Annotated in this window: 11 protein-coding genes; 4 read left to right on the forward strand and 7 right to left on the reverse strand. The window is 69.6% G+C overall.

All coding sequences use genetic code 11. The annotated features are described in order from the left end of the window. Positions 1–48: 48 nt before the first annotated feature. Positions 49–4,011 carry a beta strand repeat-containing protein gene (locus tag M0G41_RS13870; protein WP_248210376.1) on the reverse strand — a complete coding sequence of 1,321 codons (3,963 nt, stop codon included), beginning with the start codon at positions 4,009–4,011 and terminating at the stop codon, positions 49–51. Between the two features lie 133 nt (positions 4,012–4,144). On the opposite strand from M0G41_RS13870, the gene M0G41_RS13875 reads away from it, so the two are divergent. Then, complete coding sequence (locus M0G41_RS13875) at positions 4,145–4,510, forward strand: DUF2237 family protein (protein WP_248210377.1); 366 nt, start codon at positions 4,145–4,147, stop codon at positions 4,508–4,510. Here M0G41_RS13875 and M0G41_RS13880 read toward each other — a convergent pair. Then, the gene (locus M0G41_RS13880; protein WP_248210378.1) at positions 4,507–5,289 is read right to left on the reverse strand and encodes a PP2C family protein-serine/threonine phosphatase; all 783 of its coding nucleotides are present in this window, start codon (positions 5,287–5,289) and stop codon (positions 4,507–4,509) included. The genes M0G41_RS13875 and M0G41_RS13880 overlap by 4 nt on opposite strands. Positions 5,290–5,522: 233 nt before the next feature. Here M0G41_RS13880 and M0G41_RS13885 point away from each other — a divergent pair, with 233 nt between their 5' ends. Continuing rightward, entirely contained in the window at positions 5,523–5,843 is a 321-nt protein-coding gene (locus tag M0G41_RS13885; protein ID WP_248210380.1) for a hypothetical protein, read from the forward strand. Between the two features lie 21 nt (positions 5,844–5,864). Here the strand turns inward: M0G41_RS13885 and M0G41_RS13890 are convergent, their stop codons facing one another. Both M0G41_RS13890 and M0G41_RS13895 read right to left on the reverse strand, forming a co-directional pair. Further along, the gene (locus tag M0G41_RS13890) at positions 5,865–6,845 is read right to left on the reverse strand and encodes a LytS family sensor histidine kinase (RefSeq protein ID WP_248210382.1); all 981 of its coding nucleotides are present in this window, start codon (positions 6,843–6,845) and stop codon (positions 5,865–5,867) included. Between the two features lie 374 nt (positions 6,846–7,219). Continuing rightward, positions 7,220–8,662 (reverse strand): glycosyltransferase family 39 protein, encoded by a 1,443-nt coding sequence (locus tag M0G41_RS13895; RefSeq protein ID WP_248210383.1) that lies wholly within the window; start codon positions 8,660–8,662, stop codon positions 7,220–7,222. A 98-nt stretch (positions 8,663–8,760) separates the two neighbouring features. On the opposite strand from M0G41_RS13895, the gene M0G41_RS13900 reads away from it, so the two are divergent. Then, entirely contained in the window at positions 8,761–10,140 is a 1,380-nt protein-coding gene (locus M0G41_RS13900) for a right-handed parallel beta-helix repeat-containing protein (protein WP_248210384.1), read from the forward strand. A 3-nt stretch (positions 10,141–10,143) separates the two neighbouring features. Beyond that, positions 10,144–10,566, forward strand: a complete 423-nt coding sequence (locus M0G41_RS13905; protein WP_248210385.1) for a DUF2784 family protein — start codon at positions 10,144–10,146, stop codon at positions 10,564–10,566. 310 nt (positions 10,567–10,876) lie between these two features. Here the strand turns inward: M0G41_RS13905 and M0G41_RS13910 are convergent, their stop codons facing one another. From M0G41_RS13910 to M0G41_RS18910, 3 genes are read right to left on the reverse strand one after another with little or no spacing between them, the layout of a single operon-like run. Next, entirely contained in the window at positions 10,877–11,392 is a 516-nt protein-coding gene (locus M0G41_RS13910) for a hypothetical protein (RefSeq protein WP_248210386.1), read from the reverse strand. Beyond that, a complete protein-coding gene (locus M0G41_RS13915) occupies positions 11,382–12,992 on the reverse strand; it encodes a DUF1501 domain-containing protein (RefSeq protein WP_248210387.1) in 1,611 nt (536 codons plus the stop codon). The genes M0G41_RS13910 and M0G41_RS13915 overlap by 11 nt, the downstream gene beginning before the upstream one ends. A 10-nt stretch (positions 12,993–13,002) precedes the next feature. After that, positions 13,003–14,055, reverse strand: a complete 1,053-nt coding sequence (locus M0G41_RS18910; RefSeq protein WP_425511259.1) for a DUF1800 family protein — start codon at positions 14,053–14,055, stop codon at positions 13,003–13,005. Positions 14,056–14,208: the final 153 nt, after the last annotated feature.

Below are 14,208 nucleotides of genomic sequence, written 5' to 3' on the forward strand. Positions count from 1 at the left end.
ATGGACTGGTCATGCGTGCAGGCTGCCCGCATCGCCGTCAGGCCGCCGTCAAGGCGCTTCGAACCCATTGGCGAAGATCGATGCGCCGGTGAGCAGCAGGGTGAAGCTGCGGACGGTCTCGGCGCCGCAGTTGTCGCGGAACCGCACCTCCACCGGATAGGCGCCTGGCGACCCGGTCGCCTCGATCCGCAGCTCGCCGCCGTTGCCGGCCGGACTCAGCGGTCCGGGCGAACCGGTGGCCAGCGCACTGACCAGATCAACGCTGCCATTGTCGCTGGCGAGGCTGTCCGGCAGCAGGCTGAGCGTACTGCCCGTCAGCACCACCAGCGGGTCGGCGTACTGGCCGACCTGTGGCGCGGTATTGGGGAGGATGTCGATATCGACCAGTCCGCTGGCGCTGTCCGTGCCGTCGTCGGCGATGAGCTGCAGGGTGCCGGTGCTGGCCGAGCAGGTCGCGGAAAGAACGGCGGACACCGCACCCTCGTCGTTGCGCAAGCCACTGGTGGAAAGGCCTGAGACCGAACCGCCGCTGCCCAGGCTCACGGTCAGATCGCCCGCCGCGGTTTCGGCATCGCTGACGCTGGCGAGCTGGAGCACCGGCCCTGCCGGGCTGCCCTGCTGCACGGCGATGCCCGCAGCCGGGGTCACGCTGGGGGGCGAGTTGGTGAGGCTCACGCCGAGCTGGAAGCTGGCGTCGCGCACGGCGCCGCAGTTGTCGGTGGCGCGTACCGTGATGGTGTGGCTGCCGGCGGGGGCGGCATTGGAGACGCTGAGGACGCCAGCGCCATCGATGCTGAGTCCGCCCAGGTACGTGCCGGTGCTCAGGATCTGCAGGTCGGCGACGCTGCCGTTGTCCGCGGGGCCGCTGGCGGGAGCGATGGTGGTGCTGCCGGCCAGCGCCACGCTCCGGTTGCCGTAGCCCAGCGTCGGCGGTGTATTGGCGCTGACATTGACCTGAAGGTCGCCGGTGCCGGAGAGATCGCCGTCGCTGACCTCGAAGCGCTGGGTGCCGGGGGTGGCCGAGCAGCCGGCCGCGACCGTGGCGCTGATGCTGCCGCCGCTGTTCGCGGGGCTGCCGATCGCGAGGCCGCTGCCGCTGCCGCCCGGGACCGCACTGACCACAAGGCTGCCGGCGGCGGTCTGCGCATCGCTGACCGTTCCGACGGCTACCGCGGCGCCGGCGGGGCTGCCCTGCTGGCGGCTGATCGCGCTGGCCGGGGTGAACTGAGGCGCCGAATTGGGCACTTCCACCTGCAGCGTGGCGTCGTGGATGGCGCCGCAGTTGTCGGTGGCGCGCACGGTCAGGGTGTGTACGCCCACCGGGCCAGCATTGCCGAGGCTGACCTCGCCGCTGGCATCCACGCTGGCGCTGCCGGTGAAGCTTCCGGTGGAGGCGACGACAAGGCTGGCGACGCTGCCGTTGTCGCTCGGCGCTGTGGAGGGCAGCACGCTGCCCGAGGTGCCGAAGGCGAGGCTGGTGCCGGCATAGGCGAGGACAGGCGGCGTATTGGCGCTGACGTTGACCTGCAGGTCGCCCGTGCCGGTGAGGTCGCCGTCGCTCACCTGGAAACGCTGGGTGCCGGTGCTTGCGGTGCAACTGGCGGCCACCGTGGCGCTGACCGTGCCTGCGGCATTGGCGGGCGAGCCGATCAGCAGGCCGCTGCCGCTGCCGCCAGCGATGGCGCTGACCGCCAGGCTGCCGGCCGCGGTCTGCGCATCGCTCACCGTGCCAACAGTGACCGCCGGGCCGGCCGGACTGCCCTGCTGACGCGAGATGGCTGCTGAGGGCGCGAAGAGCGGGGCGGAGTTCTCGACGGTCAGGTTGATGCTGGCATCGGTGCTGATGGAGCAGTTGTCGGTGGCGCGGATGGTCAGGGTGTGGGTGCCCACCGGCGCGGCACTGCCGAGGGTGACCACGCCCGATGCGTTGACCGAGGCGCTGCCGGTGAAGGTTCCGAGGCTGAGGACGGTCAGGGCGTTGATGCTGCCGTTGTCGCTGGGGCCGAGATTCGGATTGACGGTAGCGCCCGCGCCGCCGGTGACGCTGCTGTCCGGATAGCCGAGCGTCGGCGCCGTGTTGTTGCTCAGGTTGACCTGCAGATCGCCGGTGCCGGTCAGCGCCCCGTCCGAGGCCTCGAAGCGCAGGGTGCCGGCGCTGGCGGAGCAGGCTGCGGTTACCACCGCGCTGACCGTGCCGGCGCTGTTGCTGACCGAGCTGGCGCTGATCCCGCTGCTGCTGCCACCCGAGATGGCCGAAACGCCGAGCGATCCGGCCGCGGTCTCGCCATCGCTGACCGTGCCCACGGTGACCGCAGCGCCGGCCACGCTGCCGCGCTGCCGGCTGATCGCGGCCGCCGGCGTGAAACTGGGCGCGGTATTGCTGGCGATGGTGAAGTTGCTGGCGGAGACCCCGGCGGGTGCCACGAAGTCGTGCTCGCGGACCCGCACACGGCCCTGGGTGGTGGGCGTGTTGGGCACGGTCCAGCTGCGGCTGCCGGTATTGGCGACGTTCTCTGCGATCAGGGTGGGAAAGGTGCTGCCGCCATCGGTCGACAGCTCGATGGTGACGTTGCGATCGAAGCCTGCGGTCTGGGTCCAGCTGATGGTGGTGATCTGGCCGGGCTCCAGCGTCGCGCCGCCGACCGAGACATCGCCGATGCTGTCGGCCACGCCGTCAAGATTGCTGTCGCGGAACCAGCCGATGTCGCGCATCAGCTGGCGGGTAAGGTCGAGGTCCAGGGATAGACCGGCGTTGATCGAGGGCTCCATCAGCACGTTGGGCGACACGACCTTGGCGAAGTGCGAGACCGATGAGCCACCCTCGTAGGGGTTCGGCGCATACAGCTGCACGCGTCCACTCGGGGCATCGCGGCCTGCGCTCAGGTAGTCGCCGGCCAGCTTCACGTTGCTGCCGTTCCAGAACAGGTTGCCGAAGTTGATCGCCGAGGCCGCACGTTCGCCATCGGTCATCTGGTCCCAGGTCTTGCCGCTGGTGGCGTCGTACTGGTAGCGAGCCCAGATATCAGGCAGGTTTCCGGGCCGCGCGCCGCTCGAGTTCGCATAGCTGGCAAAGCCCAGTCCATGTCCCAGCTCATGCAGCAGCACCACGAACAGATTCACCGTTCCGCCGGGCGTGGCGTTGTCGAGGCCGTAATAGAACCGCGTGCCGCTGCCCAGGCAGCCGGCGTCGACGTCGGAGTTGAAGGTGGTGTTGATGTCGACCCCGGGATCGACGTCGGTTCGTCTTTGCTTGCTGAAGAGCGCGACCGGATAGACCGTGCTGGTGAACTCTACGCCGAGGCTCGGATTGGAAGTCTGGTAAAGCGAGGCGGCACCCGCACTGCCCAGGACGCCGCCCGAGGTGGAGCAGGGCGTCAGGGGATTGAACTGTGCCCCGACCTGGATGGTGACCTCGCTGTCGAGAAAGGCGGCCCAGATGTCCGCGGCAGCCTCGAACAGCGCAAGGCGCTGCGCGCCGAGGTTGGCGTTGCCGTCATTGCCCGGTGCCGGAAGAAGCTGGGCGGCGGTGGAATTGAAGCCCTCGTTCGCCCCGTCGTTGTTGACGATGGTGATGGTCGCGCCGGCCTTGGCGCCGCCCGACTTCCAGCCGCTGATGAGCTCGGAGTAGAAACGGTACTCCGCAGGCGACATGCCGTGGCGGGCGGCGATCTCGGTCTCGTGAAGGAAAGCTTCGTCGGAGTCGTGGTCTCTGCCCAGCGCCTTGCCCGTGCGCAGGTCGCGACCGAAGAACGACTTGGCCTCGTCCAGGCTGGCTACGCAGCCAAGGCGGAGGTCGCCGCCCTCCTGGGCCGCCAGCGCCACGTGCTGGAAACCGTCCGCGGTGTCGATGCGCGTGCTGCCGTCCGCAGACTTCGAGATCTGCCAGCCGGCGACCTCCCGCGAGGTCAGGCTGGCGATCAGTTCGGCCAGCTCAGGCTCGGGCTGCGCGCTGGCGGCGAGGCAGAAGGGGGAGGCGGCGACCAGCGCGCAGAAAAGTGTGAAGCGGTTCAAGGTTCCAGGACTGCATTGCGCCACAGGCGGCATGTCCTTCTACGCATACGCCGAGTGGGCGGATGTGACACTCGGGTTTTTCCCGTGCCTGCCGCCGCGATAGCATGCGGTCAATCCTGTTCGAGCCTTGTCGATGAGCGCGCTGAATGTCCTGGGTACGCCGCTGCAGCCCTGCAGTCTTGATCCGTTGACCGGCTGGTTCCGCGATGGATGCTGCCGCAGCGATCCCCACGATGCGGGCATGCACTGGGTGTGTGCGGTGATGACGAGCGAGTTCCTCGAGTTCTCGCGACAGGCCGGCAACGACCTGTCGACGCCGCGGCCGGAGTTCGCCTTCCCGGGACTCAAGCCCGGCGACCGCTGGTGCCTGTGCGCACGGCGCTGGCAGGAGGCCTACGTCGCCGGGGCAGCGCCGCGCGTGGTGCTGGAGTCCACCCACCTGAACACGCTGGGCGTGGTCACGCTCGAGCAGCTGCGCGACGGCGCGGTGGCCGGCTAGTCCGCCGCGGGCAGGCAGCGCAGCACGAGCAGGGTCTGGTCATCCTCGCCGACGGCGCCGCCCTGATGCGCGTGCAGGGCGTTGACCAGGGTGTCGCGGATGGCCGATGCCGGGTCCGGCGCTTGGCGCAGCAGGGCCTCGACGCGATGCAGGCCGAAGGGCGTGCCGCTGCTGTCGCGGGCCTCGAGTACGCCATCCGTGCACAGCACCAGCGCGTCCCCAGGCTTGATGGCCTGCTCCCGGTTGCAGAAGCGGTAGTCGCGGTCGATGCCGAGCGGGATGTCGCCCTCCTCGCCGACCCTAAACACGTCGTTTCCCCGCCTCAGCAGTGCGGCATGGTGCCCGGCGGAGCACCACTGCAGCTGGGCCAGGTCCGGGCGGTGCAGGGCGGCGAAGACGGTCATGAAGTGCCGTCGCGGGCGTCGCGAGAAGAAGTGACGGTTGGCGTAGGTCAGGGCCCCGGCCGGGCCCTGTGGCGGTTCGTCGCCACGGTAGGTGCGCAGGATGGCGTCGAACTGCACCGCCTCCATCGCCGCCGCGGGACCGTGCCCGGAGACGTCGGCGATCATCACGCCCCAGGCGTCAACGCCGTGCTGGTCGGCCCAGCCCTCCGGCATGAAGCGGCTGAGCGGCATCAGGTCGTAGTAGTCGCCGGCGGCGATGAAGGCGGGTTGATAGTGCACGGCGTGGTCGAGGCCGCGGATCTCCGGCGCGTCGGGCAGCAGCAGGCGCTGCACGTCGGCGAGGCTTTCGAATTCGCGGCTGTGCGGGTGGATCACGCTCGGGGTTCCATGGCTGCATCACGGCGGTGCTGCGGCCGATCCTAGCCGGTTTGCCGCCTGGTAAGGGCTGCAGACATGCGAGGCCAGCCACGAGATCGGTGGCCGCTATCGCCCCCGCCAGGCTGAACCGCAGCCGGATGCCGCGCTGTTCCGGGTCAACCGCGAGCGGCGTCGGCGCGTTGTGGCGGATGAAGGCGGAGATCCATCCGCCGTGACCCGAGGAGTGACCGATGCGCATCATCACCATTGCCCTGTCAGCCGCCGCCGTCCTGTGCCTTTCCGCCACCTCTGCCGAGGCCGGCTCGCGCACCGAACACCGCGAGAACCGCCAGGAGGCCCGCATCGCCCATGGCGTGGCTAGCGGCGAACTCACCCGTCCCGAGGCGCGGCGCCTGCAGCGTGGCCAGCAGCGTGTCGACCTGGCGCAGGCCGTGGCCCGCGCTGATGGCGTGGTGACCCGTAACGAGCGTCAGCGCCTGGAGAACATGCAGGACCGCGAGAGCGCACGCATTGCCAGCGAGAAGCATGACGCCCAGCATCGGCGCTACTGACCCTGGCCGCCGCTTCCCCTGCTAGCCGGTCTCGGGCTCGCAGGGGAAGTCGACCTCGACCACGCTGCCGCCGGTCTCGCGCTGCCAGCATTGCAGGCGCACGCTGTCCCCTTCCGTAAGCGCAAGGCGTCGACGCAGGGCCTCGATCGCCGCGTGCCGCCCTTCACCCAGGGTTCCACTGTCGCCGACGCGCAGCACGCAGCGGTCGCGGGCGCTGCGGGCCCAGAGGTCGACGTGGCCGCGGCCATCGGGCAGGCCGATGCCGAGGCGCACTGCCTGCTCGACCAGCACCACCAGAAGCCGCGGCGGACAGCCCGTCTCGAGGATGTCCTCGGGAATGTCGGCCTGCCAGCTCAGCGCGCCGGCACTGCGCTCGGAGATCAGCGAGAGGTAGCCGCCGGCCAGCTCCAGCTCGGCGCCGAGCGTGCTGCGCTGTGCCTCGAGGCGGGGCAGGGCGCCGCGCAGGTATTCCAGCAGGCGTCCCAGCTGCGCGTCGGCATCGGCCGAGCCGCGGCGCAGGTGATCGCGCGCCTCGCCGATCAGGTCCAACACGAGCTGAGGCTTGATGTGGCCGCGCAGCAGTCGCAGTTGGGCGGCATTGAGTTCGCGCTGGGTCTGCTCGATCGCCGCCGCATCGATGGCGCGTTGCGCCTGACGCAGCTGGCGGGCGCGATGCCAGGCATCGAGCAGCAGGGCGATGCCAGCCAGCAGCACGCCGGTGATGGCCAGCACGTACAGGCTGGTGAGCCGGCCGAGGTCCTGCCAGAGCGGTGGCCGCCCCGGGCCGGTGTCGAGCAGGTAGAAGACCAGCAGCATCGCGGGAATGCCGGCCAGCACGAGGATCGCCTGCAGCGCGCGCCGGGTGCGCTCGGCGAGCGCGGCTCCCCAGCGATCGGCCAGCAGGTGCAGGACGCCCGCCACCGCGGCCGCGCCCAAGGTGCGCCAGAGCAGGGCGAGCAGCTCCGAGCGCCACAGCGGAACAAGGATGAGGGTCCATACCACGGCCAACCCGAGCACGGCGGCGCTTCGAGCAAACCTGGGGTAGGGAGGGGGGGCTGGGCGTGGCTTCACCGGCGGCAAGATAGGTGGCGCGGCGCGCGGCGGCAACCTAGGGAGCCTCTGAATAAGTCCCGTGCCCCGCGTTGCCACGGTGCGCGTTCGCACCAAGGCGGACGCCGCGGGACGTGGTGGTGCCACGTTCAAGGTGGCCAACGCGGGTGGGGGCGCACACCGTGGCAACCCTTCGGGCCGGGATTGTGCAGCCATCCAGCTGTGTTGCGCGTCTTGGCCGTGGCACCACCACGCCCTGCGCCGCGCGCCTTGCTGGCCGGCTGCACAACCTCCGGCGCGGGGCGCTGGACTTGTTCATAGTCTCCCTAGTCGGGGGGCGGGCCCGGGCGGACGATGCCGAAGACGAAGCGCTCGCCCTCGATCTCCCGCTCGTGGCGCGCGCCGAGGCGGGCCTCCCAGCTGCTGGGGCAGACGCTGCCCAGTCGGCAGACGTAGAGCGCGCCTGAGGCTTCGACGTCGGCGGGGCGCAGCCAGGGTGACAGGGTGAAATCGCCCTCGATCAGCATGGATGGCCGGCTGCCGGCATAGCTCGACACGATGGCGGTGTCGATGTGGTCGCCGATCACGATGCGCAGCGGGCCGTTGGCATGAGCTGTCCAGTAGCGTTCGGCCTGGGCGGCCAGCATGGCGCCATCGAAGCGGGTCTTGGAGTCGCCCCAGCGGGTCTTGTACAGCAGGTGCATGCTGCAGGTGAGGGCCAGCACGCCGGCCAGCACCAGCAGGAAAGCCGGTAGCCGCCGGCGCGCAGTCTCGGGCGGGATGCGCAGCATCGCCCAGACCCCGATCAGGCTGAAGAACGGAAACGCCCAGGTCGACTTCAGGCGGCTGCCGGTGGCGAGGCCGTACAGTGTGCTGAGCAGCAGCGGACCGAACAGCAGGGCGGCCAGCAGCCATCGATCCGCCGGTGGCGGCGCCGGACGACTGGCCAGACGCAGGGGCAGCCAGAGGATGGCGCAGAACAGCAGGCCCGCCAGGGCGCCGAGCGCAAAACGCAGCGGTTCGAAGAGATGCGCCGACAGGCCCGCCCCGGCGCTGCCGAAGCCGCGCAGGTAGTTCCAGGGCAGCCGCCAGTACTCGCCCAGCCAGGCGAGGTGCGGGCCGAGCAGCAGCAGGCAGGCGACGACCGCCAGCCACGGGCCGGGACGACGCAGCTGGGCACGGCCGCGCGCATCGAGCAGGAACGCGGCGAGGCAGGCCGCCAGCAGCAGCAGGCCCGAGTACTTGCTGAGCAGGCACAGCGCGGCCAGCGCGCCGAACAGCAGCCAGTGGCCTGTGCCGCCTTCGCGCAGCGCGCGCAGGAAGTGGTACCCGAGCGCCGCCCACAGCGGCAGCTGCAGGCTGTTCATGTTGAAGTTCGGCGTCAGGTAGGTGTGGAAGTAGGAGCCTTCCAGCAGGGCCACGGCCAGCGCCGCGCGCAGCGGGTCGAGCCACAGCCGTGCGGTGGCGTAGACGTAGACGAAGGTGACCAGCATGCCGAGCTGGGCAAGCAGGTAGAGCGAGTCCAGCCGCCCGCCGGCCAGGAACAGGAAACCCTCGCCCAGCCAGGGCCCCAGCGGCGGATGCTTGTAGTAGCCGAGCTGCCATTCCTGGCCCCAGCCGAGCAGCTCGAGGGTGTCCAGCGGGAGCATCCGGTAGCCCAGCGCCGGGGCCAGCACCCAGAACAGCAGGTGCCAGGCGCAGACCGCGACCACCAGCCGCAGCGGGCGCTGGGCGATGGCTTCGGCCAGGAAGGAAAGCGGTGAACGCATGCAGTCAGCGGCGACGGGCGGGACGGAACCATAGCCCAAGCGGGCGCGGCTGTTGAGGGGCAGGGCCTACACTGTGCCGGCAAGGAGGGCCCGGACACATGCCAGCGAAACCCAACATCGCCCTGGTCGGTCTTCTGGGCCTCGCCCCGGTCGCCGCCGAGGCAGAGACCTACCAGGTCGGTCCGACGCGCGGCCATACCAGTCTGACCTCGCTGTTCAACGCGGTGGACCTGGGGCCCGGGGACATCGTCGAGGTCGACGGAGACGGTGCGCGCTACCCCGGAGGCATCGTGATGCCCGAGGCGGATGGCGGCGCACCCGGCAATCCGGTGGTCCTTCGCGGCCTGCGCAGCGGGGGGCAGAGGCCGATCATCGAGGGCGGCTTCAACAGCATCGAGCTGCGCGCCCACCACGTGGTGTTCGAGGGCTTCGAGATCACCGGGACCACCTCGCCGGTCAGCACCTTCCGCTGCTTCTTCCATCACAGCCACGATGTGGTGATCCGCGATGCACGTATCCACGGCTGCCCGCAGCATGGGGTCCTCGGCGCCGACCAGGGCTCGGGGTCGCTGACCATCGAGTACAGCGAGATCTGGGACGCCGGGTCCGGCGACCGGAACCACACGATCTACATGGCCACCGACGAGGTCGCCTTTCCCGGCAGCGTGTTCCGTCTGCAGCACAGCTACGTGCACAGCGCCAATGGCGGCAACCTGATCAAGTCACGCGCCGAGCGCAACGAGATCTACCACAACTGGCTGGAGGGCGGCTTCTACCACGAGCTCGAGCTGATCGGTCCCGACCCGGGCGGTGCGCCGGCCGGCTGGAGCGAAGCCCTGGTCCGCGAGGATTCCGACATCGTCGGCAATGTCATCGTCCACACTGCCGAGTTCTCATCCATCCTGCGCTTCGGCGGCGACGGCACGGGACAGAGCCGGGGCCGCTACCGCTTCGTCCACAACACCGTGGTCAGGCGCCACCCCAATAACGATACCCCGACCGTGTTCCGGCTGTTCCACGGCATCGAGTCGCTGGCCGCTCATAACAACGTATTCCACCGCGAGGGCGGCTCCGGACTGCGGATCGTGCGCGAGGTCGAGGCAGACTGGAGCTTCGGCTCGCGCATCATCGGCCGCAACAACCACGTCGACGCAGGTTCGACCTTCTTGCCCGCGGGGTTCACCGGCACGGTGGTCGGGGCCGATCCGGGCTTCACGGCGGCCGCGGCTTCCGACCTCGTTCCCACGCTGGACAGCCCGTTGCGCGATGCGGCCAACGCCGACACCCAGGGGCCGGCGGACTACGCGGTCGCCGGGTCGCTGGCTGTGCCGACGTTCCAGCCGCAGCGTCAGGCTCCGGCGCCGGGCGGCGCACTCACGCGAGTGACGGCTTTCTTGGCCGCCGATATCGGCGCGATGGAGCGGGCTGATCCCGGGCGGATCTTCGGCAGCGGGTTCGAGACCGGCGAGGCGCCCTGATCCGTGCAGCCCGTCCACTTCGCGCTCGCCGCCGACGCCGTGCTCGCCCTCCATGTCGCGCTGGTGCTTTTCGTGATCACGGTGCCCCTGCTGCTGCCGGTCGGCTTGCGGCTGGGCTGGCGCTGGGCGCGGAGGCGGCGCGTGCGCATCGCGCATCTGCTCGTGCTTGGCATCGTCGTGCTGGAGGCCTGGGCCGGCTGGCTCTGCCCACTCACCGACTGGGAGATGGCCCTGCGCGCCCGCGCCGGAGGCGTCACCTATGAGGGTGACTTCATTGCCCATTGGCTCGGCGAGCTGCTCTACGTGAGGGCGCCGCCCTGGGCCTTCAGCGTGGCCTACAGCGCCTTCCTCGCCCTCGTGCTGTGGGTCAACCTGCGCCATCCGCCAGAGGGCGGCTGGCGCCGGAGAGGCGTCGGGCACGGCTAGGGCCGCTGGGCAGTGAATCGGGCAGGACGGGGCGCCGCGGTTCTGCTTCCTTCGCGCAGCCCGAGGAGTCCGGCCGTCTTGCAGGAGCGGAGGTGGCCGCGACCGAAGCGTTTCAGGTGCTCCGCCGCGTTCGGCGGCCGTGTGGGAGTGGGCTTGCCCGCGACCGCGGCGCTTCAGGTCACCGCGGTGATCGGATAGACGGAGACCCCGCGGTCATGCCCGAGGACGCTCCCGGAAGGGCTTCGATGCGCTTCGCGGTCGTGGGGCGCAGTGCAGCACGCTGCGCTGTTCGAGGCGCGGCGCCTTGCCCTTAACGCAGCGATTCGACGCCGTCGCGGAACAGGAAGTCCTTGGGTGGCTCGGAGGCCTCGTTGGGGTCCTTCCCCGGTGCGCCCTGTGCGATCCAGTCATAGATCAGGGCCTGCTGGGCAAAGCTTAGCGGCACGCCGGCAAAGCCCGGTGCACTGGCCGGCATGCGCGTTCCGCCGGAGGGCGGCGAGTCGCAGTTGACCTTCTGGAAAAGCACGCTGCCCTGTGGATCGCCGGGCAGGACGTAGATCCCGACGATCTTGTGGACTGCATCGATGCCCTGGTCCGTCAGGTCGAGGTTACCGTCCATCTGGCCCATGTTGTGGCAGCTGGTGCAGCGGCCCTCTGCCGAGATCGACTCGTTGATGATCGGCTTGATGTCGGTCTGCCAATCAACATTGAAGTTGATCGGCTCTCCGGACAGGTCCTCGCAGCCCGCCGGCCAGGCGGCACGGGCAGCGGGGGCGGCGAGCAGCGCGACGGCCAGGCCGACCATGGCGGCGAGCCTAGATCCCATTCATCAGCCCCGGGATGGTGCGACTGAAGTGGGCGAAGGTCGGGGTCGCCGCGGCATTGGCGTAGGGACCGCTGGCGAAATTGTCGATATTGGCGAAGATCGAGGGCAGGTCGCTGTCGGCCACGCCCATCCAGCGGGCAAGGGTGGCGCCGAGCTGGTCGACCGCCGTCGTCGGCAGGAACTGCCCACGGGAGAAGCACTCACCCTGGGTCGGGTCACTGCCGGCCACGGGATTGGTCAGCGAGTTGTTCAAGGCGATGCTCGGGTAGCGGCCGTAGATACCGCCATTGACGGCGCCGCCCACGGCGAACTGCACGCCGCCCCAGGCATGGTCGCTGCCGTTGCCGTTGGAGTTGATCGTGCGCCCGAACTCCGAAGCGCTGAACAGGGTGACGTTGTTGGCCTGGCCGATCGCCTGCATCGAGCGGAAGAAGGCGTTGACCGCCTGCGAGACCACCTGCAGCCGACCGTGGTGGCCGGTTGCGCCGATCGAGCTGATCTGGTTGTCGTGGGTATCCCAGCCGCCGATGCTGACGAAGAACACCTGGCGATTTGCATTGATCGGATTGGCCAGACTGGCGTCGGTGCTGACCTTGATCATCCGCGCGATCTGGCGCAGCTGCGAATACAGGTTGTTGCCGCTCAGGCCGTTGAACGGTGCGTTCACCGGGTCATCGGTGGCGATGGTGGCGAACGCCGGGTTGATCACGTCATTGGCCAGCTCGATCGAGCGGGTCACCAGTGAGCGGTACTCATCGGTGAACGGCTGCGGCGAAGCGGCTTCCAGCAGCTCGTCGAGATAGGACTGACGTGCGGTCTGGAACTGGTTGGCGTTGCGGTTGCTGATGCCGTACTCGATCAGCGAAGCCGCCGGGCTGGTGCTGCTCGTCGACAGGGTGAAGGGGAACAGCGGCGTGCTGATGGTCGAGGTGCCATTGAGGAACCGCGTCTGCCCCGACAGGGTGATCACCGGAGGCAGGCCGCTCATCTCCGAGGCCAGCTTCGAGGTGCGTCCGGCGACCATCCCGCCCCAGCCGCGCGTGGCCTGCAGGTTGTTGCCGCCCGTGTGCCACAGCGAGGTCTGGTCGTTGTGCGAGTAGAGCTGCGGCGGACGGCGGCGGGCGCCGCTGCCGGAGTAGGTGGCCCGGGTGATCGGCTCGACCAGGGATCCGATGTTGGGCAGGAAGGCCAGACGACCCTCGTTGTACAGCTGGGCGAGCTCGGGACAGAACGGATTCACGCCGTAGGCGTTGCCGTTGATGCCGATCGCGGCCGGCGTGGTCTGGTTGGCGATGAAGCCGGTGCCATTGGCAGCCGGCAGGGCGAGGCCGCTGGTATTGCCGGTGGCGTAGACGCCATTGCGGGCGTCGCGGTAGAGGTTCCAGGCATTGCCGCCGCCCGGCATAAGCAGGTTCCAGCTGTCGTTGCCGCCGGCGAGGTAGAGGCACACCAGGGCCTTGTAGCCGGTGGCCGGCACCGACTGGGCAAGGGCGGAGGGGATCAGGCCGAGCTGCGGAAACAGCGCCTGGGCACCGCCGCAGGCGAGCACGCCGCAGCTGGCACGGAGGAAGTTGCGGCGCGAGGAAGCGTTGCGGGACATGTCGGGCTCCTTAGCGCTGGGTGGCGAAGTCGGGCGAGACCGACACGAGGTGCAGCAGGTAGAGGATTTCGCGGCGGCGCGCGTCCTGCGGATTCGACTCCCCCATGCTGCCGGTGATGCCCAGCTGCAGGAAGCGCAGCAGGGTGCCCTTCATGCCGGTGTTTGCGGCGCTGGCAGGGTTGTTCACGTCACCCAGGGTGCCGCTCATGGTGCCGCCGAACAGGCGCACGTCGAGGGCGTCGATCAGTTGGGCATCCTGGCTGGCGCTGCAGGTTGTGCCGCAGTTCGCGCCGGGCAGGGCGTCCAGCACCGCGGCGGGGAAGTAGGCGTTCCCGGTCGGCACCGAGGTCATGCGGCTGTGGCAGTTGTTGCCCCAGCCGGCGCAGATCTGCGTGTACAGGTCGTTGGCAGTCAGCACGGCCGAGGCCTCGTTGATGATCTGCAGCTCGGGTGTGAACAGCTTGTCGTCCGCCGCGCGGCTGGCGTTGACGCCCGGGTCCTGATAGTCCGGCTCATAGAAGTTGAACACCGTCGGCGCGCCGAGCGGGCGCTGCAGATAGGCGCACTGCGGCCAGCTGCCGCTGTTGCAGCCGTTGGCGAAACGGGCCCAGCGGCGGTAGCCGTCGGAGCGGGTGTCGCCGGACACCGCACCCAGGCTGCGCCAGATCTGGATCAGCTTGAGCAGCGGCTCGCGCGGCTTGCCGCGCTCCAGCGCCTGCGCGGTGTCGGCAACCGGCTCGCGGGCTTCGGCGTCGAACAGCACCGCGCGGACCACGGCGGCCAGGTCGCCGCGGGTGCCGCTGCCGTTGTTGGCGAACACGTTGGCGACGCGCTCGATGTACCCGGGCGAGGGGTTGGAGCTGACCAGGCGCTGGATCATGTGGCGGGCGACCATGGTCGCCGTGTTCGGCTCGTGGAACAACAGGTCGATCGCCGCGTCGAGGCTGTTGTCGCAGTAGCTGAGGCAGGCAGCCTTCTGGTCGGCCGGCGAGTTGGTGTTCAGGCCATCGCAGTTGATATCGCTGCGTGACTGGCCCGGGCCGACCTCGTTGTAGGTCAGCATCGGCGTTCCGCCCAGCTCGAGCACCTTGGTGCGACCAGGAGTACCCCCGGGGATGCTCTGCCCATTCGCGGTGTCCAGTTCGACCGTGGCGCCGACCGGGTTCTCGCCGGCGGTCCCGGGCAGCTGGAAGCCGATGCGGTCGCGACCGGTGTC

This window comes from Pseudomarimonas salicorniae (assembly GCF_023156535.1).
GTDB lineage: Bacteria > Pseudomonadota > Gammaproteobacteria > Xanthomonadales > Xanthomonadaceae > Pseudomarimonas > Pseudomarimonas salicorniae.

Excerpts from the sequence above, each read along its gene's own strand:
- M0G41_RS13875 (WP_248210377.1), top strand. The coding sequence starts at position 4,145 with ATGAGCGCGCTGAATGTCCTGGGTACGCCGCTGCAGCCCTGCAGTCTT.
- M0G41_RS13885 (WP_248210380.1), top strand. The coding sequence starts at position 5,523 with ATGCGCATCATCACCATTGCCCTGTCAGCCGCCGCCGTCCTGTGCCTT.
- M0G41_RS13895 (WP_248210383.1), bottom strand. The coding sequence starts at position 8,662 with ATGCGTTCACCGCTTTCCTTCCTGGCCGAAGCCATCGCCCAGCGCCCG.
- M0G41_RS13900 (WP_248210384.1), top strand. The coding sequence starts at position 8,761 with ATGCCAGCGAAACCCAACATCGCCCTGGTCGGTCTTCTGGGCCTCGCC.
- M0G41_RS13910 (WP_248210386.1), bottom strand. The coding sequence starts at position 11,392 with ATGGGATCTAGGCTCGCCGCCATGGTCGGCCTGGCCGTCGCGCTGCTC.
- M0G41_RS13915 (WP_248210387.1), bottom strand. The coding sequence starts at position 12,992 with ATGTCCCGCAACGCTTCCTCGCGCCGCAACTTCCTCCGTGCCAGCTGC.
- M0G41_RS18910 (WP_425511259.1), bottom strand. The coding sequence starts at position 14,055 with ATGCTGACCTACAACGAGGTCGGCCCGGGCCAGTCACGCAGCGATATC.